The following is a 23,585-nucleotide window of genomic DNA, read 5'->3' as shown; positions in this document are numbered from 1 at the left end:
AGTGATGGAGCAGTGGCGTGTTGGCTGCCGCCATGCTGAATGACGTTCGGCATGACAACCACCCCACAGCTGCAGCCTGACGATGGAAAGACTTGCACTCGGCGTAGACGGTGGCGGCACGAAGAGCGATGCCGTCCTCATGGACGAACAAGGCGCGGTTCTCGGCTGGGGCCGAAGCGGGACCGGCCAGGGTCTCTGGGCCGGGCACGATGCCGCGCTGGAGAACTACTCGCTGGCCGTTCGGGACGCGCTCGGCGGACGTAGGCCTCGCGATCTCTGGGTCGCCGGCCTGTACGACCGCGTGCTCGATCTGCTCGACCTGAAGAAGACCGAGATCCACTGGGTACGCGCGGGCGAGCTCACCCGCGGCCTCGCCACCGGCATGGTCACCCACGGAATCCTTGTCCTCTCCGGGACTGGGGCCTTCGTCGCGGCTCTCACCGAGACCGGAGAGCATCTCACCTTCGACGGCCTCGGCCCGGTGCTCGGCGACCGTGGTAGCGGCTACCAGATCGGGCTCATGGGCATGCGCGCCGCGATGACCGCGTCGTGGGGGCCGGAGCGCGCAACTGTACTGGAGCAGGCCGTGCCCCTCGGCCTTGGTGTCGCCAACGCCAACGAGGTGTTCAACCTTGTCTACTACGAACAGATCGGCCGGTCGCGGATCGCATCCGCCGCGAAAGCGGTGATCGACGCGGCGGAGGATGGAGACCGCGTCGCCGGGGAGATCGTCCTGCAGGCGGCCGATGACATCTCGGAGACGCTTGCCGACGTCATCGCAAGGATGAGCCTGCAGGAGTCGGACTATGCGCTGGTTGCGTCCGGCGGGATCGCCCAGACCTGCGCGATGTATTGGGACCGGGTCTGTGAGCGGGCACTCGCCATCGCCCCGAACCTGCGCCCGGTCCGGCCGATGGTCCGCCCTTGCATTGGTGCGGGCCTGCTCGCGCTGAAGGATATGGGCGTTTCATGGACTCCGGATCTGCTAGCTCGGATCGAGGAGACCCAGAAGCCGTTCCTCGACAAACTTGATCGGCAATAGGAGAGACGTATGCTGGCAACGCGCTACCTCAACGCCATACACGACCTGCTGAACAGCATCGAGCGGGAGCAGGTCGCCAACATCGAGAAGGCCGGGCGGATGATCGCCGACTGCTGGGAGTCCGGCGGATCGGTCTTCATTACCGAGATGGGCCACGGCACCGCCTCCGAGATGACCAACCGCGCCGGCGGGCTGATGTCGCTCCGCCGCTTCCACTTCGGCATGAACCTCGACAATGGGATCGCGGAGTGTATGCAGAACCGCCCGCGCCCAGAGCCAATTGAGCCCGACCTGGAGCACATCCGGTGCGCGGTCCGCACGAGCCAGCTCAGGGCAGGGGACGTCGTGCTCGTCGGCTCCGTCTCGGGCCGGAACCGGATGCCTATCGAGCTTGCGATCCAGTGCCGGGAGATCGGCGCGAAGGTGATCGTGCTCACCGCTCTGCGGTACACGGCGAACGTCACCTCGGCGCATCCGTCCGGCAAGAAACTCGCTGACGTCGGCGATCTCGTGATCGACATCTGCGCTCCCTATGGCGATGCTTCTCAGAAGGTCGAGGGGCTGGCGGTCAAGGCGCTCCCGGTTTCGGGGATCGGGTTCATCGCATGTCTCTGGGCGATCTGCGGCGAGGCGATCGAGGCGATGCTGGCGAAGGGCCTCACGCCGCACGTCTACATGAGCCACAACCGCGAGGGCGGCCCGGAGTTCAACGAGAAGTCGCTTGCGGAGTACAACAAGGTCGGCTACTGAGTCCGAGGAGCGATCATGTCCGAGCCGCGTGTACGACGCGCATTGAAGAGCGGGAACGGTGTCGTCCACGAGGTGACGTGGGAGGACGGTCGTTGGGTCGTTCGGTTCCTATCAGAGCCGCGCACGAGCCCGCAGTCGCTGTGGTTTAGTCTGGAAGCCGACAACCTCCAGGGCAAGCCGGTGCGGTTCGTCTGGATGAACGCGGATCACACGCTCGGGAACGCCGGGGCTCTGGGGAACATACGCCCGGTGCTGAGGGTGTCCGGCGGAGGATGGATGCGCTGCCTGGAGGTGGAGGTCGTGACCGCCGATGACGGTCGGCTCGAACTCGCATTCGAGCACAACCGGCCCTCAGACCGGGTCGCCGTCGCCTTCTGCTATCCCTACTGCTCGGATCACTTCCAACTCACCCTCGACGAGACGAGACTGCCCGCGCCCGCTACCATCGGCATAACGGGGCAGGGGCGTCCGCTTCCTCGCCTGAGGCTCCCGGGTTCCGGTGGGGCCGGCGTGTACCTCATGGCCCGCCAGCACGCCGGAGAGACGCCCGGCTCGTGGGTGCTCGACGGACTCATCCGCGCTCTGGCGAAGGACGGCCCCGGGGAATTCGACTGGTGGATCGTGCCGTTCGTGGATCTGGACGGCGTCGAGAACGGCGACTACGGCAAGGACGCGCATCCCTGGGACTTCAACCGCGCGTGGGAGAAGATGCCGATGCGTCCGGAGGTGCTCAGCATCCAGGCCGACCTGCACAGGTTCGCGTCACGGTACCCGAAGAGACTGTTGATTGACCTGCATGCGCCCGGCCACGCGGAGGACGGACTCTGGGTCTTTATGCCGAGATCGCACAGGCCGGCCGCCCAGCGTGTGGTCTCCGAAAGCATAGCCTCGGTGCTGGCTTCCGTCTTCACGGAGGTCGAAGCTTCGGAGCTGAAGCGTGAGACGAATTACGCAAGCCGCTGGGGCGTGGATGCTACCTTCGTGAGTTGGGCCTGGGATCGTCTCGATCACACACCCGCCGCATCCATCGAGACCAGCTACCAGAGCTTTGCGGGCCGCCGGCTCGACATCGATGGCTATCGGGATATCGGCCGCCGGTTGGTATCGGCTTTCGAGGCATACAGCGATCGGGACGGCTGAAGAAGGACGAGCAACGGGAGAATACACGCATGCGAAGAGATACGATCTCAATGTTGTTCATATGGCTTCTGGCAGTCTCCGCCTTGCTGCAGTTGCTGGTGACACTTCTGACATGGCGTGACGCTTACGCTTTCTCTCACCGGTTGATGTGGGCATGGTACGGCGAAACGCCCGGCATGACTGCATTCTGGAGTCTCGCTGTGGCTGCCGCCGGCATCGCGGCCGCGCGAATGAAGTGGGCGAGCTATCTTCTGGCAGCCGCGTTGCTGGGGCGTTTCGGTCATGACCTTGCGTTCGCTGGTTTTGGACTGATGCAGATGGTGTGGCCGATGGTGGCGCTGGTCATTGTGGTTAATACGCTGGCGATGCCGTCAGCAGATGAAAAGGCCGAGCCTGTGCCTCATGCCTCTGGTGACTTGACCTTTCGCTGGACCGCGCGCTGGCGTTATCGGTTCGCTGCAATGGCTGTAGTCGGTCCGCTGGGACCCCTAGTCGTGCTCGTACCGATGTCGCGAATGGGGATACTTCCGAACTGGTTACCGTTTGCCTTTATAGGCACAGTCCTGGTATTGATCGGCTACGTGCTCAACTTCTACCCGTCGCGTGTCGAGTTCACTGACGAGCGAGTGATCGTCTGCCATCTTCTCGGGAAGGAACTCCACATATCCGGATCAGATATCGAATCGCTCGATTTGGAGCGAGAGATATCTCCGTCAATGCCTAGGGGCGCGGCGATTCGACTGGCCAACGGCAAGACCGTACTCATCCCTCCGTTCTTCGAAGGTCTTGACGAACTTAGAGCCAGCCTCCAGCGAATGGTCGGAGGCTCTCTCAGCATCCAGACGCCGGAAGGAGAGGATGCATGACGAACTGCCAACTCATCTGGGCGGAGCTGATACACCTCAGCACCAACATGTGGATCGACCGCGAGGACTCCCGGTGGGACCACGATCATGTCGTGAGTCCCCACCTGCGCTTCGACTCCAACCTCTGGAACGAACTCGTCGGGCGCATGGTCGAGGCCGGGGTCAACATGGTCGTCCTCGATCTGGGCGACGCCATCCAGTACGCCAGCCACCCCGAGATCGCCGTCGAGGGCGCGTGGACCGTCGACCGGATGAAGCAGGAGATCGCGCGCCTCCGCGAGCTCGGCATCGAGCCGAACCCGAAGCTCAACTTCTCCGCGTGCCACGACGCATGGCTCGGCCCATACTCCCGGATGCTCTCGACCGACACCTACTACGCCGTCTGCAAGGACCTCATCGGCGAGATCATCGGCATCTTCGACACGCCGCGCTTCTTCCACCTCGGCATGGACGAGGAGACGTATGCCCACCAGCAGCACTTCGAGTACGTCACCATCCGCCAGTTCGACCTCTGGTGGCACGACATCTACTTCCTCTTCAAGCAGGTCGAGGATGGCGGCGTGCGGCCGTGGGTCTGGTCGGACTACCTCTGGCATCACCCCGAGGTCTTCTGGGACAAGATGCCCAAATCGGTCCTCCAGAGCAACTGGTACTACGGCGAGCCGTTCAACAGAGAGGACACCTACGTGAAGGCCTACCTAGACCTCGAGGAGCACGGCTACGACCAGGTCCCGACCGGCGCGAACTGGTCGTGCGACACCAACTATGGCGACACGGTGAAGTTTGCCCGGGAGAACATCGCTCCCGAGCGGCTGAAGGGCTTCCTCCAGACGATCTGGCGTCAGACTACCCCCAGGTGGCGCGAAAAGCACGTCACCGCCATAGAGCAGGTCGCCGCAGCTAGGAAGGATGTCGAGAGGTCCAGCGACTCTTCCTGCGAATCATCCCGAGAAGTGTGACGAATCCCGCTGCAAGGGCAACTCCGCTTGCAGGTTCGGGCACCACACCAGGCCGGGCCCAGTAAGTATACCCATCGTTGCATGCCACATGCACCAGGTATACCTGACTCGGCGGGGCGTATCCGGAAGGGAAGCTTGCGGTTCCTGGCAACACGTTCGGCTGTCCGGGCTTGATGTAACAGGACGGAGCGCTCGTGCGATAGCCGAACGCACCCTGCTGAGTATGCCATCCGCCGTTCGTGTCCCAGTTCGGGCGCACATACGACGAGTCACCTGTCCAGCCGTCAAGCGCTGGCTCCGCATTCCCCCCGTTCGGGAAGACCGCCAAGGCTTTCACGCCGGCGAGTCCTCCATGCTCCGGCTCGGATGATCCTTGGCCCACGGTGACGAGATAGTCCCAGAGGTTGTTGGTGGTGTTGATCGTCAACACCTCGACGTACGGGACGTAGTCGGTGTGCGAGGAGTAGTCGGGCCAGGGATCAGCCTGTGCCAGTCCGAATGTTGCCAAACAGAGCAGTACTGAAAGTACTGCTGCATTGGAACGCTTCATCTCTTTCTCCTTCCGCTCATGTCGCGCCGCCATCTGGGGCGAGATCGCGCAGAGCAGATGTTTCCGGCCGACGGTTGCCCTTATCTTTCCGAGCCCGTCTGTCCGTATGGCCCACAACATAGGGCCAGATCTATCCGGCTAACGCAGTATTACCTAACAGGATAAGCCTATAGTATATAGCTGTCAACTGGTACTATTACCAGTTTTTCGGAGTATCCGCATGGAACGCGCCTGCATTCACCTGCCGTCGCCCGGCGTGATATAATAGGGCTTGCGGGGATGAACCGCACTTAACTGACTGATCCCCCCGTACTTCATCTTCTGGGTCGAGCACGGGTGCTGCAGGAGCACGACGCATGACGAGTCTGAACCAGACCCCATCCGGGGAGCGGATGCACATAACCATCTTCGGGCGGCGGAACTCCGGCAAGTCGAGCCTGATCAACGCTCTCACCGGGCAGAAGGTCGCCATCGTCTCCGAGGTAGCCGGCACGACGACCGACCCGGTCACCAAGGCGATGGAGATTCTGCCGATCGGGCCGGTCGTCATTACGGACACCGCCGGGATCGACGACGTCGGCACGCTCGGCGAGCTGCGGGTCGAGAAGACGCTCAGGGTCCTCGAGAAGACCGACCTCGCCGTACTGACCATCGAAGCCGGGAGCGCTCCATCCGACTGGGAGGACAAGCTTGCCGATATGGTCCGCGAGCGCAAGATCCCGATGGTGGCGGTGGAGAGCAAGATAGACCTTCGTCCGAAAGGTCCGCCTGGTCAGATCGGTCCGGCGGCCGCCTGGGCTCAGCAGAACGGCCTGCCGTTCGTCGGCGTCTCCGCGGTCACCGGCGAGAACATCGATGCCCTCAAGCAGGCGCTCATCTCTAATGCGCCCGCGGGGTTCGCCGAGCCGACGATCATCGGCGATCTGATCGTCCCCGGCGACATCGTCGTCCTCGTCGTGCCGATAGACAAGGCCGCGCCGAAGGGACGACTCATCCTCCCGCAGGTGATGACCCTCCGCGACGCGCTCGATCACGATGCCTACGCGATGGTCGTCAAGGAGCGCGAGTTGAAGAGCGCCCTGGGGAACCTCAACCGCAAGCCGAAGATCGTCATCACCGACTCCCAGGCTTTCCTCAAAGTCGCCGCAGACACCCCGAAGGAGGTCTGGATGACGAGCTTCTCGATCCTGATGGCCCGCTACAAGGGCGAGTTGGCCGAGTTCGTGCGGGGAGCGAAGGCGCTCCGGCGGCTGAAGATCGGCGACCGGGTGCTCATCTCCGAGGGCTGCACGCACCACCGGCAGGGCGACGACATCGGCACGGTGCAGATCCCCCGGTGGCTCAGGCAGATGGTCGGCGGCGAGCTCGAGTTCGGGTTCAGCTCAGGGATCGAGTTCCCGGCGGACTTCAAGACTTACGATCTTATCATCCACTGCGGCGCATGCACGCTCAACCGGCGCGAGGTCTGCTACCGTCAGCAGGTCGCGAAGGATGCCGGCGTCCCTATGACCAACTACGGCGTAACCCTCGCGTATGTCCACGGCATACTCGACCGAGCTCTCGACCCGTTCCCGCTCGCTAAGACCCTCTGGGAGCAGAGGGAATGTTCCGACACGAAGCCGAAACTCAGGATCGCGAGGACGAGCAACTAGGAGACCTTCCGTGCAATACGTCCTCATCGCCGTCATCGTCCTGCTGCTCGCCTACATGTACTGGTCCGGCAGAAAGCGTGCCGAGATCGACGAGTCCTTTCTCCGGTTCGTCGTGCCTCTGCCCGAGCCGGTCGAGTTCGATCCGACCGCGTTCACACGGGCGTTCCGGGAGCAGTGGGGCGGGGACACTACCTGCGACGAGAACCCGGACTGGGCCGACGAGAAGGATCAGGTGCGCCGATATGCCGTGGACGACGGCGTGAGCAAAGCTGTGATCTCCGACTATGCCATACCCCTCCCGAAGCGGTTGACCAGACTCGCCCTGATGACGTCCCACGCTCTCACGAACCAGGAGAGGGACGACCTGGAGTTTCACACCGCCGTGCTCACCATCGAGTCCGTCCCTGACCCCGAACATGCGGTCCAGTGTGTCCGCTCGGTCGCAAGGATGCTGATCACTCTGATGAAGCTGTATCCGGGGGTCGGCTATGCCAATGCCTCGGCGCAGGTGTACTACCAGCGCAGTCGAGTCGAACCCTTCATGGACGATGATCTTCACAGCCCTCAATTGCTATTGGCCGTGTGTACCTCGGTGCATCTCGTCTCTGCGGGCAAGGGCGTATGGCTGCATACTCATGGAATGCGGTACTTTGGGTTGCCGGACCTCGAGGTGAGGTTCTCGGATGACGCGCTAAGCGACGATTACTACGACCTCCTCATGAACGTAGCTGCCCATGCCATTGAACGAGAGACGCCCATAGAGGCCGGAGACACCGTGAGTTTCGACGGCCACGATGAGGTCTTCGCGCTCAAGCGGTCGCGGTTGCGGTCCAGACGCCATCACGGTAGGTGGAGGGCACTCGAGGTTGTAGGACGACCGCCCTCAAGACCGTAGTAGCTCGCCGGCTTTGGATGCGGCACTTCCCTCCGGTGCCAATCGAAGGTACTCCTCGAGGTACATCCGCGCGTTCGACGGGTTTCCGGTCCTCACCCAAAGCAGCCCGCAGTCGAACGAGATCTCCGGGTACTTCGCCAGCAGCCCCCACATGTCGGCCTTCGCGCGCGCGTCGAGGCAGAGGTTCAGCGCCTTGGAGAAGCCGTCTGCCGAGTTCGCCGATGCAATCGCCGAGAACGCTATCCGCATCAGCCGTTCGAGCACGACCCCGCGCAGTGCCGGGTCCTCGGGCGTGTAGCTGAACACGAGTTGGTCGTCCTTCTCGAGACACGCCTTGATCACGCTCCTGTCGAGAAGGCCGTCGATGCTCTTAGCCAGAGCGAGAGATGTCTCGCCGGGGAGAAGCTGTGCTCCCGATGCGCTGAGTAGCCGGATCACCACCCGCATCCGATCCCGAATCCCCGGGTCTTGCTCCCATCCGTACTCCATGATCGCGTGGCCGAGCAGGCTCGTGTCCGAGAGGCCCTCAGTGCCCTTTCTGACTGCGTTCACATCCGCCTTGTACTCGATGAGCAGTCGGGCGGCCTCGACGTTTCCGCTCCGGCAGCAGTCGAACAACGGGGTCTCGTGGTACTCGTTCCTGGCGTCCGGATCGGCTCCATGCTTGAGCAGCAGTTCGACCGACTCCAGCTTGGGCGCGAGCGTCGGATCGGAGTAGATCAGATTCATGTTCCGCAGAACGGTTTCACCGTCGTTGTCCCTGGCGTTAGGGTCCGCGCCGTGCTCGAGCAGCAGGCGTATCAGTTCGGGCTTGGCGTAGAACACCGCGTTGTGAAGGACCGTCTTGCCGTCCTCGTCTCTCGTGCCCGTGTCGGCGCCGTGTGATAGGAGCAGTTGCACCATCCCTTCGGCGTCGTCTTGCGAACAGGCAAGTCGGAGAGCGGTGTCGCCGTCTCTGCTTCGGATGTTGACATCGGCCTTTCGGGCGAGCAGGAGTCCGGCGTCCTCGATCGAGTTGTTCCACGCAGCCCACATCAGGGGAGTGCGGCCGTCCTCGCCGATCTCGTTCGGGTCGCCGCCTTTCGCGAGAAGCGACTTCAGCCGTGCGGTGTCCTTGAAATAGGCTGCCTCCAGCACGGTGGCGTCGCCTTCTATGGTGAACTTGCGCTCGTCGATCTTGGAGCCGTTGAGATAGATCTTTGCCGTGTGTTCGCCGGGATAGAGCGTGCCCGGCTCGTCGGCGCCGATCCGAGCCCAAGACCACACGCCGGCGATATCCGTCGTGAAATCGACTGTCCAGTTGGCCGGTTCGCCCCACTCCTGGCCGGGGGCGAGGAACTCGACGGCGAGCGCCTGCTTGTGAGCGCGCTTCTCGTAAAGGAGATTGTCCATGTCGACCTGGCAGTAGACGTATCTCGTCGAGGCGCGATCGAACTTCAATGCGAAACTCCGGGCTTCCGGCTCGGGGGCGGGCTCTCCACCCTCGAAGAAGCGGATGCCCGTGACCTTGACCTCGGCCGACTTCGTCGCCGGGACGTCCTTGAACGCCAGGTTGAACCGCTTCAGGTCCTTGACGTTGTCCAGCGCCAGCACGCCGTAAGACTTCGGGAGGAAGACGTAGAGCGCGCCTTGTCGCAGGCAGATTCTCGGCTCCTGCGCGGCCAGCAGATCGACTGACCCGTTCGCGCCGACGAAGCCGACTCCGGTATCGGTGGCATAGAAGAGCCCGATCTGCGCATCGTACGCCAGTCCGCTGATGGTCTGTGTGGGATGCACGTAGACCTTGGATACCGCCCCTGTGGTCAGCACCTTCAGCACCACGCGATCCGTGGCGATGTAGGTCCGCTCGCCGTCGCCGGTCACGGACGCGATGGAATCCTTCGATGTGAACACCCTCGCGTACTGGCGCAGGCTGCCCTTCTCCGGGCGCAGGAGGTAGACCTCCTTCTGCTCGGTCGCCGGGTTGTGCCCGACCAGGTAGAGGCAGTTCGACGCGCCGGCGAAGAGCCGGCAGTTCGCGAACGGCATCTGCGCGATCGGCTGGAACGATGCTCTGGGCAGACCGCGATAGTCGAACTCCTTGTCCTTGGGCGGCATCGGAGAACCGATGTGCGTCGTCGTGCTGAGGATCAGCGCGCCGTTGTCCAGGTAGACCATATTGTCGAAGAACTTGTCCACCGAGTACTGGTACTGCTGAGTCGGGCTCATGATCTGGCTGAGATCGTGCCCGATCCACGGGCGACCGCTGTTGTCCACGGTGAAGTTGACGTAGTACCACTTCGATTCCTCGACAACCTTGTCATCGAGCGGCGGGCACACCCAACGCAGCTTGACACTGCATTCTTTGGGTAGTGCGACGGTGATGCCCCGATGGATCATCGGCTTCTCCGCGCACAGGGAGTTCGCCGCCGGCAGTAGGACCGCCAGAACAGACAAGATCACAGCGATACCCCGATTGCCTCGAGTGTCTGTGGTAGCTCCACCCCGACTACCCCGAGTGTCCGCGGAGCGGATGTATCGAGGGGCGATCGGGCGCCGTAGTGATAGACTAGTATTCGCCATAGGACACCCACTCCTTCACTGCCTTCTGCCAGACCGTAAGGCTCGCGTCGAACTCCGACCAGAACTCCTCACGGTTGAACTCGCCGCCCGTCGCTCTCATCGCGCCTGTCATGAAGCTGTTCTGCGCCTCGTAGACTACGTTGGAGTACAGCCTTCCGCCCTCGACGGCGAACGACGCCTGCGGGATCGGGATCTTGCCGATCAGGATGTCGAACGTCTCCGCCAGCGCGGAGGAGGCGCCGCCATCTTTGTACGCGACCGCGATCTTGCCAACATTGAGGAAGTCGCCAAACTTCTCGCCGAGCTTGCCCAACTCCGACTCGGCGAAGTCCGAGGCCTGGTCCTCGATCTCGGACTCAATCTGATCGTTCGTGAAGTCGGCGATCAATCGGAGCGCGACAGGGTTCACCTGCTCGGGCGCCGGCTCATCGGGAAGACGCTTCGGGTCGGGCAGGGGAGGCGGTGGCTTCGACCACGTCTTGATCTGCTCGGATGTCACCGTCGGAAGCATTCCATTGGTGGCATGGACATCGCGCGTGTAGAGCTTGATCCTCAACCGCTCGCGCTCATCCGCGGTCAGGCCGGGGATACCGACTGCCTTCTTCCACAGGGCGTTTCTCTTGCTGATGAGCTGGTCCAACTGCGCGATCTCCTGGGCGTTCGGCGGCCACTTCGGGCTGAGCAGGTCGATCTTCCGCTGGCACTCACGCGCGGTGTCCCACTCCTCCTGCGTCAGTCCGCCCTGCTTGAGGTTGATCGGCACCGGCCCCGTGCCGAGCGTCAGCGGCACGACTGAATCTATGCTGACCGCCGGCGCCGTATCCAAGTCCGTCGCCGATGCCGAGGGTAGCTGAAAGTCATTCAGCAGTACCTGCCTCACCTGCTGAAACGCCACCTGCTGCGGGTCCGGAGCCGGAATCGGCGCGGGCGGAGCGATCGGCTTCGGAACCAACTGAGGCTGCGGAGCCGGTTGCGGCGCAGGCGCAGGCTGAGGTGCCGGCGTGGGTTGAGGTTGCGGAGTCGGCTGTGGCTGCGCCTGGGGTGCGGGCTCAGGCTCATCGTCCGGCTCGGACGGCTGGCAGTGCTCGCATCCGGAGCCGTTGCAGTAGGCGCATACCGGATCGCCCACAGGCGGCACCTCGATACCGGAAACATCGACGATCGCGGCCAGGGCTGGGGCGGAGTTGCGGACGGCACACGGCGTCAGGCCCAAAAAGAAAGCCAGACAGAGCAGGAAGACGGAGACTCGCAGTAGATGCATGTTACTCTCACCACCGATGAGTTGGATGATCGGGGAAGACAATCCGTTCATCGCGCCGCATGACAGGCACACGCTGACGCTATACCACGATTATCGGCTGTGCCTGTCCCCAGGTGCAGATTGACACCACCGGTGCCTGCGAACTATGATCTGAGTAGAGATCACTCAGCCGAGGCAAGGCAATGGTAGGAAAGACAATCGCGATACTCACGTTTGTTCTCTGTGCCGCCTGTGCGCGCGCAGATTTCACATTCGTGCAGATCAGCGATACGCATGTCGGCAGGGGGAAGGACGCGTATAACGCCCGATACCGCGAGGTCATCCGGCAGGTGAACGCGCTGAAACCCGCGTTCGTCATCCACACCGGTGACGCGCTCGAAGTCTGGTCGCCGGAGAGCTCCGCGCTCTTCATGGAGATCAGCAAGTCACTCGCCGCGCCGATGTATGTCTCCCCCGGCAACCACGACCTGCTCAACATGAAGGCCATCGGCGCCGTGAAGGCTGCGCGTCAGATCGCCGCCTGGAAGAAGGCCGTGGGCCCCGACCGCGTGTCGTTCGAGCACGAGGGATGCGTGTTCATCGGCCTGAACTACACGCTCTGGAACACCGGGTATGCCGCCGAGGAGCGCCAGTCCCAGTGGCTCGACTCGGAGTTGAAGAAGGCTCAGGGCAAGCGCATCTTCGTCTTCGAACATGCCCCGATCTTCACTAAGACGCCCGCCGATCCGAACGGCGACTACTACGCGGTAGAGAACCCCGCTCGCGCCCAGATTCTCGCTCTGCTGAGGGAGTACAAGGTGGAGGCCGTCCTGACCGGTCACTACCACCGCTCGATGGAGGCCAAGTACTACGGCATCACCTTCCTGACGACGCCGGCGATCAGCTTCTCGACCGGCTCCGACCAGGGGCTTACCGGCTACTCGGTCTTCACCGTCAGCGACGGCGGCTTCACCCGCCGGTTCGTCGATCTCCGCACGACGGGGGCGCCGCCGGAGTTTGCGGTGCAGCAGTAGAAAACCACAGAGGACACGGAGGGCACGGAGGAGAGCATGTCCTTTGCAGAACTTGATGACACCGAGCAGCGGGAGATCTTCCCGAAGTGCCACGTGCGCTTCGTCCACTCCGAGAACATGACGCTATCATACTGGAACCTCGAGGAGGGCGCGGACCTGCCGTCCCATTCGCACCCGCACGAGCAGGTCTGCAACATGATCGAAGGCCGAATGGAGCTGACGGTGGGCGACGAAACGAAGTTCGTTCACGATGGCTCGGTAGTGATCATCCCGCCGAACACGCTGCACTCCACCAAGGCGCTGACCGCCTGCTACGTCATCGATGTCTTCTACCCGATCAGAGAGGACTATCGCTAGTGGACAAGCGCATCGAGATCGCCAACCAGGTCATGGACCTCGTCCGTGCCCCATCGCTTGCAATCATAGGCATCTTGAGGTAAACTGTGCACTGGATCGTCTGAACGACGTCCGTTGACCCATGCCGGCCCCGGCATGGTGGAGAATACGCGAAAAGGAGACAACGAACGAAATGGCCGTTACTGTTGATTGCGAGGTCTGTACCAAGGAAGACGAGTGCCCCGCGGCAGCGGCATGCCCGTTTGAGGCGCTGGTTCAGTCGGCTCCCGGCACGTGTCCGCAGGTAGATTCGGATTTGTGTACCGACTGCGGCATCTGCGTGGACGAGTGCCCGGCCGGCGCGATCGCGCTCTAGCCGGAGGATATCACTGTGATGCCCCCGCTTCCGTACCGGGAGACGGGGGCATTTTCATAGCAGGACGGGGAGGGAATATGTCATATCAGGCGTCAGATACCAGATACAATACAATGCGGTACCGCCGAAGCGGGCGCAGCGGAGTCAAGCTGCCTCTGATCTCACTCGGGCTCTGGCACAATTTCGGCGGGGTGGATACCCTCTCGAACAGCCGTGAGATGATCCTCAAGGCGTTTGACTTGGGGATCACGCACTTCGACTTGGCAAACAACTACGGCCCGCCTCCCGGATCGGCAGAGGAGTCGTTCGGCTCCGTCATGGCCAAGGATCTGCGCCCGTACCGCGATCAGCTCTTCATCTCGACCAAGGCCGGGTGGGGGATGTGGCCCGGTCCCTACGGCGACTGGGGATCGAGGAAATACCTCATCGCGAGCCTCGATCAGTCGCTGAAGCGCATGGGGCTCGATTACGTGGACCTTCTCTACCACCATCGCCCGGACCCCGAGACCCCGCTGGAGGAGACGATGTCTGCGCTCGATCAGATCGTGCGGCAGGGCAAGGCGCTGTATGTCGGTATATCGTCATACGATGCAGAGCGGACTGCGTCTGCCTCGAAGATCCTGAAGCAGCTCGGGACGCCGTGCCTGATCCACCAGCCGAGCTACTCGATGCTCAACCGTTCGATCGAGGAGAAACTGCTCGACGTGCTCGAGGCCGAGGGGATCGGGTGTATCGCGTTCTGCCCGCTGGCACAGGGATTGCTGACATCGAAATACCTCAATGGCATCCCGGAGGGTTCCCGCGCCGCGAAGCCTTGGGGATTCCTGAAGGCCGACCGCATCACTGAGGACGTGATCGCCAAGGTCGGCAAGCTGAACGACATCGCATCGGGACGCGGGCAGTCGCTCGCGCAGATGTCGCTCGCATGGGTGCTTCGCGACGAGCGGGTGACGTCAGCCCTGATTGGGGCGAGCAAGGTATCCCAGATTGAGGAGAACGCAGCGGCGCTCGAGCGGCTGGACTTCGCACCCGAAGAACTGTCTGCGATTGATGAGGCGCTGGCGTAGCTCGGCGCGCTATCTCAGGACGATGCCGGACTGCTCGACGACCTCGATCTGTCTGCCGTCGGCCCGGGAGAAGCGGCATATACCCTCGACGAGGACGTACCGCCCATCGGCCAGGCCGTCCGGTGCTGGGAACGGGCTCGACACGAGCGCGCCCCTGACATTGTTGTCGGGTAGGTCACAGCCGTCATTGAGGAAGAACGAGCATCCGCCCGTCGTGGCCAGGCCCGTGACGCGTCCCCATATCCGCACGCGCGCCCAGAGGTTCGACGGGCCGCCGACCGCGACGCCTCCCCATCGGGCATCGAAACCGCCAAGGGAGTCGAGGCGCATTCCGAGCGGCCTGATCTCCTGAGTGCCCTCATTCAGCGCTACGACGGCACCCTCCAGCACGGGTCCCATGAACTCCGGGTCCTGTGCCAGCCGGCCCGTGACCGTCAGCCGCTGACCGAGCGCGGGTGAAGCGGCGGACATCGGAATCACGCGGACGGCTTGGGATCGGTCGCTGCGCTGGCAGTACAATGCCCCCTCCGCGCCGATGCCGCTCGCGACTCCCGTGAAGCTGATCGAATCGCCCTCGCCGGCGTTCCGGAGCGCGCTGGCCTCGTCGGCGACGTACGCGCTGACGCAGTTGGAGAGCGGGGACCATGTGTTGTTCCGGAACTTCACCTTGAGCGCGAAATAGACGCGTCCCGAACACAATGAGTCAACAGCGAAGGATTCCCTGCGACCGCCTGCCTGCGGGATGGGAAGCCCGGCGACGGTAGCTGAAGTCGCCCATGTGGCCTCTGTGATCGGGCCGTCGGTGCGGTATCGGAGGTCGTACAACGCGCCCGGGTTGTTGGTGTCGCCGATTGAAGTCCATGCGAGGGAGACGGAGTTCGGTGTAACCCGGGTGACGATCAGATCGGAGACGATTGTCGGCGTCGGAATCCGTGCGCCCCAGAGGGTCTGGGTGGAAGTGCCGGTCGTCCATGTGACGAGGTCATCACAGACGCGAAGCCTCAACTGGTCGCCGGCTGCATTGGTGACGCAGTACTCCTGCGCGGTGGCCCAGTCGTAGCCGTATACATCAATGCCGGTGGAGGCGGCGTTTCGGGCGTCTTGCCAGAATATGGCGCCCCTGCCTGCCTCGGGCCTGGGTGGGTTAGCGGTGGTGTAGGCTACCGTCCTGATCTCGCCGGTATCGAGGTTCTTTGCGATTATGTCGAATCCGGGGCCGTTGGACTGCGCCCAGGCGACGAGGTTGTAGCACACCGAGGGTTCGAAGGCGGGCCCGACGAATACGGTCTGCTCAGCCGGGTTGTCGAACCGGATTGCTCGGATGGCGGTCTCCCCGAATCCGTTGTTGGCCTGGTAGACTATCGTGTCGCCATCGTGGGCGAACTGGGATTTCTCGGAGTCGCTGCCTACGATCAGGGTGGCGCCTCCGCGGGCGACATCGAAGCTGAAGAGGTCCACGGGGTAGCGATCTCCGACCTTCTGCTGCCTGTACTGACCGAAAACGCAGTTCGTGTACTTCATGCCGCAGCCGACCTGCTTCAGGTTACTCGGCCACGCAATGTGGAAGTTGTCGTTGTCCACGTCGCCCGCCATCAGGCGGTCGAGGTTCTGGTAGTAGTCGGTGTACATCAACCACTTGATCTCAGATCCGAGTGGTGCGAGCTGAAGCGACATTCCCTCCATGAGGATCGAACTGATTTTGATCACGGGATCATAGAAGTAGCAGACGCGCCCGTTCGTCTTGTCCTCAGTCATGATCAGCCAGTTTCCGATGCCCTGCCACACTATCGGATTCTTGAGGCTCGTCCTTATCTGGAACGGTGCGCCGGTTAGTGCATTGCACGCGACAGGCGCCGCAAGAATAAGCGCAAGTGCGAGCGAGCACCTTCTGAGGATATGTAGCGAGGTCAGCAGCATCGGAACTCCTGGACTGCGGGACTGGCCTGTCTCATCCTAGGTATTTTGCCCATTTTTGCCAAAACGTAAACTTTGATAAGTCATTGTTGTTTATTATGGCGACCGCGGATCGGCTGTCCGCGCAGGTTGTCAGCGCGAAGGGATTCCGGTAGAATGAATCGCCACACAAGGCGCTAACGGGAGAAGACCATGGACTTGATCACGAGAATCGCAGAGGACCTCGATCTGGTACGCGAGAAGCGTCCGCTCATCCACAGCATCACCAACTTCGTAGTTATGAACGAGACCGCAAACGCGACCCTGTGCATCGGAGCCCTGCCGATTATGTCGCATGCGATAGAGGAGGTTGCGGAGATGGTCGGCCTCGCCGGGGCGCTGGTGCTGAACATCGGCACGCTGACCCCGGATTGGGTGGATGCTATGGTAGTTGCCGGAAAGACGGCGAACGAACGGGGCATCCCCGTAATACTCGATCCGGTGGGAGCGGGCGCAACCAGCCTGCGGACGGAGTCGAGCAAGCGGCTGCTTCGGGACGTCAAGGTATCCATAGTTCGCGGCAACGCCGGTGAGGTTGCGGCGCTCGCGGGGATCGCGGCCGAAGTTCGCGGTGTGGAGCACGTCGCGGCGGCCGAACCGCCGGAGGTGATCGCATTGCAGTTCGCCGGGACCTACGGGTGCACGGTGGCCATCACTGGTGTCGTGGACGTTGTCAGCGACGGAATACGGAGCGTTAGGGTCTCGAACGGGCACGTGATGCTGAGCCGGGTCGTCGGTACTGGATGCATGTCGAACGTCATAGTCGGCGCGTTCGCGGCTGTTCAGCCGGACAGGTTCGTTGCCGCACTGGGCGGCCTGACGGCTTTCGGCGTGGCCGGTCAGATCGCGGCGCACGTGTCGGGCGACAAGCCGGGCACGTTCCATACGGTCCTCTACGATGCGCTCTACGGACTCAAGGCTGGCGACCTTCTATCGCTCGCGCGTATGGAACTGATCTGAACAGGCAGAACGAGACACCGGGGACGGCGCCGCTCTCACTCCGGCCTTCGGTCTCGCGCCTTACTACTGCCCGTACCGCTCCTTATAGTACTGCAGGATCTTCTCGCGCTCTTCCTTTGGGAGTCCGGACTTCCACTTGTGGTCGTCTTGCCTGAGTATGCTCTCAGCGTACTCAGGCTTGAGTTCCCTGACCTCAGGGATGAACTCGTTGTAGAACCGCTCGGCTACTTCGAAGAACCCGTGCCACTGCACGAAGTCCGGCCCCATCATGGATGCGCCGTGGCGGGCGCGACGTCCCTCGTGGTGCCAGAGCAGGTAGTAGTCCCACTCGATCTTCTCGTCGAACGGCGTATCCGTCAGCAACTTATCCGCGTATAGCTTGTCCATCGCGTCCTTCGCCGGCCTGGCGAACTTGTCATTGTACAGGTTGACGGCAGCGTCGAACTGCTTGTAGTAGCTCTTGACGTAGCTCTGTCCATGACATTGCCTGCAGACTCCCTGCATCGCTTCTCGCCTCGTCTCCCAATTCTCGAGCTTGGTCGAAATAGCCGGGCGGAGCGTCCAACTTATCCGCTTGCCGACGTCGTGCGTCAGCGGCTGGCTCGGCGTCGCCGACATATGGCACGTGGCGCAGTTCGGCGCGGCGGAGTAGTCCTTCCCGACGACCCACGGCTTTGCGCTCAGGTTCATCTTGTCCTTGTTCGCTCGGTACAGCACCCCGTGCTTCGATTCGTTGTAGATCTCGAGCTGCGGGTGGTCGGGCCCTAGGTGACACTTGCCGCAGGTCTCCGGCTCGCGTGCCTGAGCGACCGAGAAAGTATGTCTGGAATGGCAGGCGGAGCACGCGCCATTGCTGCCGTCTGGATTGATTCTCCCTATGCCCGAGTTCGGCCAAGTCTCTGCGTCAAGGCTTCCGTCCTCGGCGATCCTGATTGTGCTTCCGTGGCACTGCTTGCATCCAAGGTTCGCGGCGGGACCTCCCTCGACCATCTCGCCCAGGATATTGTCGAGTGATCCGATGAACTTGGCGCCGCTTGCGTGATGGCTCGCGGTGAACTGCTTCTCCTTGTCAGAGTGGCACTTGCCGCACACCTTCGGGCTGATCGCAGGGATGATAAAGCTGCCGTCGAAATGCTTCTCTGCCCCGGGAGCGCCTTCCTCGGAGACATGGCACATCTTGCACTCAACTCCCGAAGCGGCATGCCTGCTCTCCTTCCACTGTGCGACGATGACCGGAGTGGAGACGTTGTGGCAAGTCACGCATGCGCTTTGATCCTCAGCCAGCGGCTGCCGCCCGGGCACGTTCGCGAGTCCGATGGTGAGCATCACGGCGATCGTTGCTGCGAGTGATGTCTGTATCAGCTTGGTCATGGTCTACCTCGCATAGGTCGTGCGTTCGACATACGATATGTTGGCGAGCGGCGCGTGCGACTCCTCCGAGCAGATACGTTCAGAGCAGCGCGGCCGCAACCTTGTTGATGCCGAGCGCGATCTCGGCGCAGTCATCGGGTGTCAGCATCGGGCTGACGTTGATGTGTATCGTCCGTCCAAGATAGTCCAGGGTGCGAGGGCACATATCGCTCGAGTACCGGACACTGCCCTTGTACATCGGGCATGTGAAAGGACAGCCCTTCTGGACGTCGCGAGGATAGGCGAGGACTTCCGCCCACGCGGTGTATATGTGCCTGTCGGGAATGCCCTGATCGTAGATAGTTCCGGATCCGATTCCCTCGGCGCGAAGCGCCTCACCGAACCGCTTCGCGAGGGCTGCATCCGGCAGGTAGAAGATCAGACACAGCGAAGCCTCGCCTCTGTCGTCGTGAATCCTGCGAAACTCCATCCCCTCTCTCGGCTCTAACGCGCTCTTGATCGCGGCCTTGTTCGCCCTCATGCGCTCGATCAGACCCTCCATCCGCGAGAGCTGGACCAGTGCCAGCGCTCCGGCAACCTCGCTCATGCGGAAATTGACGCCGGGGAATGCGCGCATCCCCGCGTCCTGATCCCAGAACCTGACGGCGGCGTCGTGGTACATCCGGGCTCTATCGTACAGCCCCGAGTCGCTGGTGATCAGTACGCCGCCCTCGCCGGACGTGATGACTTTCGACATCTGGAGGCTGAAGCATCCAGCGTGGCCGATCGTTCCGAGTCTCTGACCCTTGTAGCTGGCCCCGACGGCCTGCGCCGAGTCCTCTATCACCCGGAGGTCGTGAGCATTGGCGATCTCCATGAGGCGGCCCATGTCCGAAGGGGCGCCTCGCATATGCACCGGGATGACTGCTCGCGTGCGATCTGTGATCTTCTCCTCGAAGTCATCAGGGTCGAGCGTAAGCGAGTCGTCTACCTCAGCGATAATCGGAATCGCCTTCGCCGCGATCACCGCCGCCGGCGTGGCGACGAATGTGTATGCCGGGATGATCACTTCATCTCCCGGACCGATGCCCGCGGCGACGAGTGCCGATATCAGCGCGCTCGTGCCCGAGTTGACGGCGAGGACGTGTGCAGCTCCCAGGTGACGGCCGAGCCTCTCCTCGAACTCCTCGACTCGTCCGGGGCCGCTCGGACGCTGGTGATAGCGGAAAAGAATCTTCTCATCGAGAACCTCGCAGACTGCGCGCTTCTCTTCCTCCGCAATCTCCATCGCCCCCGGATACATCGGAGGCTCGGTTCTGCTCCTCGCCGGCGTTCCGCCGTCCATCGCAAGCTTCTCGGTCATTTGTCCGCCTCGTAATACTCCAGGTATGATATGGTAGGCACTCCAATCAGGTCCGCGGATCTCAGCAGTGATCGCATGACGGTCATGTCGGGGTCTTCACGTATGCTCGACCAGTCGTGAGAGCCGTAACTCCACGTCAGGCCCTGCTCCGCCGTTCGGCTCAGGCATTCTTCGAGATACTCCCGGTATCCGCGCAGGTTGCCCCAACCGTTCATCTCGCGCCAGTACACATCCTGCCAGCCGTGGATTGGGAACTCCAGCATGTCGGGAAACCCCTGAGGCGCGTATCGGAACGGCTGAATGTCGAACGAGACAGGCTGGAAATCGTGATGGTCCCGCCCGTAGGTTCGTGTGAAACGAATGCCCAGGCCGTGCAGTATCTCCAGTATGTCTGGCCTGTCCGCGAGTCCCCTGTAGTAGGCATACGGCCCGGTGATGCCCGTGCATTCCCTGCCGAAGTAACGCCGAATGAGGTCGCTCGTGCGGCCTACCTCATCTTCGATCTGCGAGAGCGGCATCGCTCGGTGAACCTCGGTCCTGCCGTCGCCCCGGTCAATGCAGACCGTCTTCAGCAGTTGGTGGGAGTAGGTGTGCTGCTGGAAGTCGAACATCGGATTGTCCGCCAGAAGCTCCAGGTCGCGGGCGTTGCTTTCTATGACCTTGCCGACAAGGAAGAGAGTACACGGGTGCCGGGCGTGGACGTCCGCGGCCTTCCTCAGAAAGGCGCGGGTGATCTCCGGGTCGTGCATACACTCGGTATCATAGCCGATGAGCAGCTTGGGCAAAGCCGGCGTCTCCTGAGACCGCGCACCTTGACCCTGGGCGGAGTCGGTGCTACAATCGGCGTGATTATAGCATGACTTGCAGATTCCACGCACGGACACCAGGAGCCTTCCGATGAACCCTGAACTGATAAGCTGCCGAAGACTGACCGCCGGGCTGATCTTTCCGCCGATCGCGCTGCAAAACGTAAACCTCAACCGCCTCTACGCTGAGATCACCGAGCGCTTTCCGTACCAGAATCTCCAGCACCTGCCGGACGGAATCCGCATGGCCAACGCGGACAGTGACTGTTTCGTTCAGCAGGCGCGCATTCAGGTGAACGAGAACGTCATGCACTTTGAGGCGAGCAAAGAGAAGAGTCTGGAGATCTTCTCGATCGCGCGGGGATGGCTCGATATCAAGCAGTTCATGACGTTCGGTGTGAAGTTGACATGCTTCCTGCCGCTCGACGGCCCGGACGAAGCGGCGAGGTTCATAGATGACAGGATGTTGAGCGTCACCGGCTCGCAGTGGGACTTGCTTGGCCCGGGGAGGAAGGGTGCCGGCCTGCGCATCGTCCTTCATCAGAACGGGATTCACGAACTGAAGATCGAGCCGTTCTTCAACGACACATCCCAGCTCTTCATCGAACTCGATGTCCAGCATCCCGAGCCGTTCGACGACCTGACTGGCATCGAGAGCAAGATGGATGCCGCCTACGACTACGTCTTCGGCCCGCTCAGCCGGTTTCTATCATCTGCCAAGGCTGGTTGAGCCGACTGCGAGACAGTCCGCCGCGATCCTCAATGCCCTGCCTCTCCGAATCCTCGCCCCCAACCCTACTTGAAGCTCGGGAGGATGATTCCGCGCATGATGATGTTCTGGCAGAAGATGAATATCAGCAGCGTGGGTAACGCCGTCAGGGTAAGCGCCGACATCGTGATGTACTTCGGAGCCAGTATCTGCATCTCGTAGAGCCACACCATCATCGTCCACATCTTCTGATTCTGACAGACCAGGAACGCGAACATGAACGCGCCGTACGCCGCCGTGAACGACCCCAGGGCGATTACCGCGAAGATAGGCTTTGAGAGCGGTACGGTGATTCGCCAGAACATCGTCGGCTCGTTCGCCCCGTCTATGATCGCCGCCTCGTACAACTCCTTCGGGAGGCTGTCGAAGAACCCCTTGAGCAGAAAGATCGAGAATCCCCCGGCCATTCCCGGCAGGATCAGCGCCCAGAAGGTGTTCAGCATGTGCAGCTGCTTCAGCATCAGGAAGTTCGGGATCGCCGTCACTTCAGCGGGAAACGCCATGGTTGCCAACAGGAAGAGCAGCACCTTGTATGAGTACTTGAGATTGTACCGAGAGAGCGCATACGCGCATGCCGGGTTGACGATCAGGTGGATCAGGATGACCGCCGCGCAGAAGATGACGGTGTTGATGACGGCGCGGCCGTGCAGCGCCATGTAGCTGATGACCGTCGCGTAGTTCCGCGTGAGGAAATGCTTACGCAGGAAACGGTGGTTGTTTTGCACATACTGCATGTCTGCGAGAGCATAGGGAGCATCCAGTTCGAGGATGCTCTTCATCTTCGCGCCATATGCCTTGTTGACCGCCTCCGTGCTGCCGTACCGCTTCATGACGTGGTCCCGGAACAGGTTCTCGGCGTTCAGCGCGTGAATGGCCGTCACCGGGGCCGCCTGGGATACGAACTCCATCCAATCGGTGAGCGGAGTGCCTTCCTCCGGTAGGGACGTGGGTAGCGCGATCTGATCGAACGAAGCGTAGTCCGCCTTGTAGACGCGATTGACTTCGCCGATGCTGCCCACATACCGCTTTGACAGAAAATGCCTGTACGCAGGTGTGGCCTCGTCGGACACTCTCATGAAGCGGAACGGCAGGGTGCTCCGTGCGAACTCCTCCCAGTCCGGGCGTTCCCTCGGGTTTGCGGGCAGGGTGGGGGAGAGGTGCACGTCGGTGAACGCCTTGTACTTGGTGCCGTAGGCGGCATTCAGCTTCGCAATGTCCGCATCGTATTTGTCTTCCCTGAGGAACTTGGTGAACAGGAGTTCGCAGCCTACGACACGCGTGTAGTCCACGGGCAGTGACTGTTCGAACTCCAGCCATTCCTGCATCTTGGCCGACTTGTCCGGCTGCCACTCGCGCTGATCCGTCCGCTCGAAGGGGGAGAAAACCGTCTCGAAACCGTTGTTCTCCTCCTTGTAGAGCTTGTTCAGGGCGCCAATGTCATTGTCAAAACGCTTTCGAAGGAATGCCCGATACGCGTCGAGTAGCAGACTCGGGCAGTGAGACGTGCCGGGTATCGGCAAGTAATTTGCCTGCCTGTACGTCATCGGCAGAATCCGGCCGAACTCGGTCCAATCTCTGATCAGGGTTTTCTGACCGGGGCTGAGCGGCTCCGTCTGCGGGGCTTCGACTTCCTCCAGCTTGGCGAAGTCGGCTCGGTAGTATCCGTTGATCGCTTCGATGTCACCTGCGAACTTGATCTCGGCGTACTTGGCGCAGAGTGCCGACTCGCTGTAGAAGTACTTCGGCACGACGCGGTAGTCGTTGACATCGACACTGCTCTTGACCGCGGTTGATAGCATCACCAGGAACGGGTAGATCATGGTGACCGAGCCGACCGACAGCACGAGGTAGATTCCGGCGATGATCAAACGCATCGAGAGGGATTTTCGGCCCACGGTTGGGATGATTGCCATGC

Annotated in this window: 21 protein-coding genes; 13 read left to right on the top strand and 8 right to left on the bottom strand. The window is 61.9% G+C overall.

The window, feature by feature from the left end:
* Positions 1–82 precede the first annotated feature (82 nt).
* From KBC96_05690 to KBC96_05670, 5 genes are read left to right on the top strand one after another with little or no spacing between them, the layout of a single operon-like run.
* Positions 83–1,042 (top strand): hypothetical protein, encoded by a 960-nt coding sequence (locus KBC96_05690; GenBank protein MBP6963882.1) that lies wholly within the window; start codon positions 83–85, stop codon positions 1,040–1,042.
* 9 nt (positions 1,043–1,051) lie between these two features.
* The gene (locus KBC96_05685; GenBank protein ID MBP6963881.1) at positions 1,052–1,792 is read left to right on the top strand and encodes a sugar isomerase domain-containing protein; all 741 of its coding nucleotides are present in this window, start codon (positions 1,052–1,054) and stop codon (positions 1,790–1,792) included.
* Between the two features lie 15 nt (positions 1,793–1,807).
* Positions 1,808–2,932 carry a hypothetical protein gene (locus KBC96_05680; GenBank protein MBP6963880.1) on the top strand — a complete coding sequence of 375 codons (1,125 nt, stop codon included), beginning with the start codon at positions 1,808–1,810 and terminating at the stop codon, positions 2,930–2,932.
* 29 nt (positions 2,933–2,961) lie between these two features.
* A complete protein-coding gene (locus tag KBC96_05675; protein MBP6963879.1) occupies positions 2,962–3,798 on the top strand; it encodes a hypothetical protein in 837 nt (278 codons plus the stop codon).
* Complete coding sequence (locus KBC96_05670) at positions 3,795–4,757, top strand: Tat pathway signal protein (protein ID MBP6963878.1); 963 nt, start codon at positions 3,795–3,797, stop codon at positions 4,755–4,757. Before KBC96_05675 ends, KBC96_05670 begins: the two co-directional genes overlap by 4 nt.
* Here the strand turns inward: KBC96_05670 and KBC96_05665 are convergent.
* Positions 4,699–5,307 (bottom strand): PEP-CTERM sorting domain-containing protein, encoded by a 609-nt coding sequence (locus tag KBC96_05665; GenBank protein MBP6963877.1) that lies wholly within the window; start codon positions 5,305–5,307, stop codon positions 4,699–4,701. The two genes, KBC96_05670 and KBC96_05665, sit on opposite strands and share 59 nt — an antisense overlap.
* 365 nt (positions 5,308–5,672) lie before the next feature.
* Between KBC96_05665 and hydF the strand changes: the two genes are divergently transcribed.
* Positions 5,673–6,959, top strand: coding sequence for a [FeFe] hydrogenase H-cluster maturation GTPase HydF (gene hydF, locus KBC96_05660; protein ID MBP6963876.1), 1,287 nt, complete (start codon positions 5,673–5,675; stop codon positions 6,957–6,959).
* A 10-nt stretch (positions 6,960–6,969) separates the two neighbouring features.
* Positions 6,970–7,854 (top strand): DUF4261 domain-containing protein, encoded by an 885-nt coding sequence (locus KBC96_05655; protein ID MBP6963875.1) that lies wholly within the window; start codon positions 6,970–6,972, stop codon positions 7,852–7,854.
* Here KBC96_05655 and KBC96_05650 read toward each other — a convergent pair.
* Together KBC96_05650 and KBC96_05645 are read right to left on the bottom strand one after the other, a co-directional pair.
* On the bottom strand, positions 7,843–10,296 hold the full coding sequence (locus KBC96_05650; protein ID MBP6963874.1) for an ankyrin repeat domain-containing protein: 2,454 nt from the start codon (positions 10,294–10,296) through the stop codon (positions 7,843–7,845). The two genes, KBC96_05655 and KBC96_05650, sit on opposite strands and share 12 nt — an antisense overlap.
* A 106-nt stretch (positions 10,297–10,402) precedes the next feature.
* Entirely contained in the window at positions 10,403–11,677 is a 1,275-nt protein-coding gene (locus KBC96_05645; GenBank protein ID MBP6963873.1) for a hypothetical protein, read from the bottom strand.
* Positions 11,678–11,859: 182 nt separating this feature from the next.
* On the opposite strand from KBC96_05645, the gene KBC96_05640 reads away from it, so the two are divergent.
* The 4 genes from KBC96_05640 to mgrA all read left to right on the top strand — a co-directional run bounded on the left by KBC96_05640 (position 11,860) and on the right by mgrA (position 14,469).
* On the top strand, positions 11,860–12,690 hold the full coding sequence (locus tag KBC96_05640; protein MBP6963872.1) for a metallophosphoesterase: 831 nt from the start codon (positions 11,860–11,862) through the stop codon (positions 12,688–12,690).
* A 36-nt stretch (positions 12,691–12,726) separates the two neighbouring features.
* Positions 12,727–13,047, top strand: coding sequence for a cupin domain-containing protein (locus tag KBC96_05635; protein MBP6963871.1), 321 nt, complete (start codon positions 12,727–12,729; stop codon positions 13,045–13,047).
* 172 nt (positions 13,048–13,219) lie between these two features.
* A complete protein-coding gene (locus KBC96_05630; GenBank protein MBP6963870.1) occupies positions 13,220–13,402 on the top strand; it encodes a 4Fe-4S binding protein in 183 nt (60 codons plus the stop codon).
* 77 nt (positions 13,403–13,479) lie between these two features.
* Positions 13,480–14,469 (top strand): L-glyceraldehyde 3-phosphate reductase, encoded by a 990-nt coding sequence (mgrA, locus tag KBC96_05625; protein MBP6963869.1) that lies wholly within the window; start codon positions 13,480–13,482, stop codon positions 14,467–14,469.
* A gap of 9 nt (positions 14,470–14,478) precedes the next feature.
* Here mgrA and KBC96_05620 read toward each other — a convergent pair whose 3' ends face one another.
* Positions 14,479–16,386, bottom strand: a complete 1,908-nt coding sequence (locus tag KBC96_05620; protein MBP6963868.1) for a fibronectin type III domain-containing protein — start codon at positions 16,384–16,386, stop codon at positions 14,479–14,481.
* Between the two features lie 189 nt (positions 16,387–16,575).
* Between KBC96_05620 and thiM the strand changes: the two genes are divergently transcribed.
* A complete protein-coding gene (gene thiM / locus KBC96_05615; protein MBP6963867.1) occupies positions 16,576–17,382 on the top strand; it encodes a hydroxyethylthiazole kinase in 807 nt (268 codons plus the stop codon).
* 63 nt (positions 17,383–17,445) lie between these two features.
* Here thiM and KBC96_05610 read toward each other — a convergent pair whose 3' ends face one another.
* From KBC96_05610 to KBC96_05600, 3 genes are all read right to left on the bottom strand, one after another.
* Positions 17,446–18,753: a cytochrome c3 family protein gene (locus tag KBC96_05610; GenBank protein MBP6963866.1), complete on the bottom strand. Its 1,308-nt coding sequence runs from the start codon at positions 18,751–18,753 to the stop codon at positions 17,446–17,448.
* A 79-nt stretch (positions 18,754–18,832) separates the two neighbouring features.
* Positions 18,833–20,095 carry a DegT/DnrJ/EryC1/StrS family aminotransferase gene (locus KBC96_05605; protein ID MBP6963865.1) on the bottom strand — a complete coding sequence of 421 codons (1,263 nt, stop codon included), beginning with the start codon at positions 20,093–20,095 and terminating at the stop codon, positions 18,833–18,835.
* Positions 20,092–20,880, bottom strand: a complete 789-nt coding sequence (locus KBC96_05600) for a polysaccharide deacetylase family protein (protein ID MBP6963864.1) — start codon at positions 20,878–20,880, stop codon at positions 20,092–20,094. Before KBC96_05600 ends, KBC96_05605 begins: the two co-directional genes overlap by 4 nt.
* A 112-nt stretch (positions 20,881–20,992) precedes the next feature.
* On the opposite strand from KBC96_05600, the gene KBC96_05595 reads away from it, so the two are divergent.
* Positions 20,993–21,631 carry a hypothetical protein gene (locus tag KBC96_05595; protein MBP6963863.1) on the top strand — a complete coding sequence of 213 codons (639 nt, stop codon included), beginning with the start codon at positions 20,993–20,995 and terminating at the stop codon, positions 21,629–21,631.
* Positions 21,632–21,696: 65 nt separating this feature from the next.
* Here KBC96_05595 and KBC96_05590 read toward each other — a convergent pair whose 3' ends face one another.
* Positions 21,697–23,583 (bottom strand): ABC transporter permease subunit, encoded by a 1,887-nt coding sequence (locus KBC96_05590; GenBank protein ID MBP6963862.1) that lies wholly within the window; start codon positions 23,581–23,583, stop codon positions 21,697–21,699.
* Positions 23,584–23,585 lie beyond the last annotated feature (2 nt).

It is taken from the genome of Armatimonadota bacterium (genome assembly GCA_017993055.1).
Classification (GTDB): domain Bacteria; phylum Armatimonadota; class UBA5829; order DTJY01; family DTJY01; genus JAGONM01.
The sequence above is the reverse complement of the archived record's forward strand: the minus strand, read 5'-3'. Positions and strand labels throughout refer to the sequence as shown.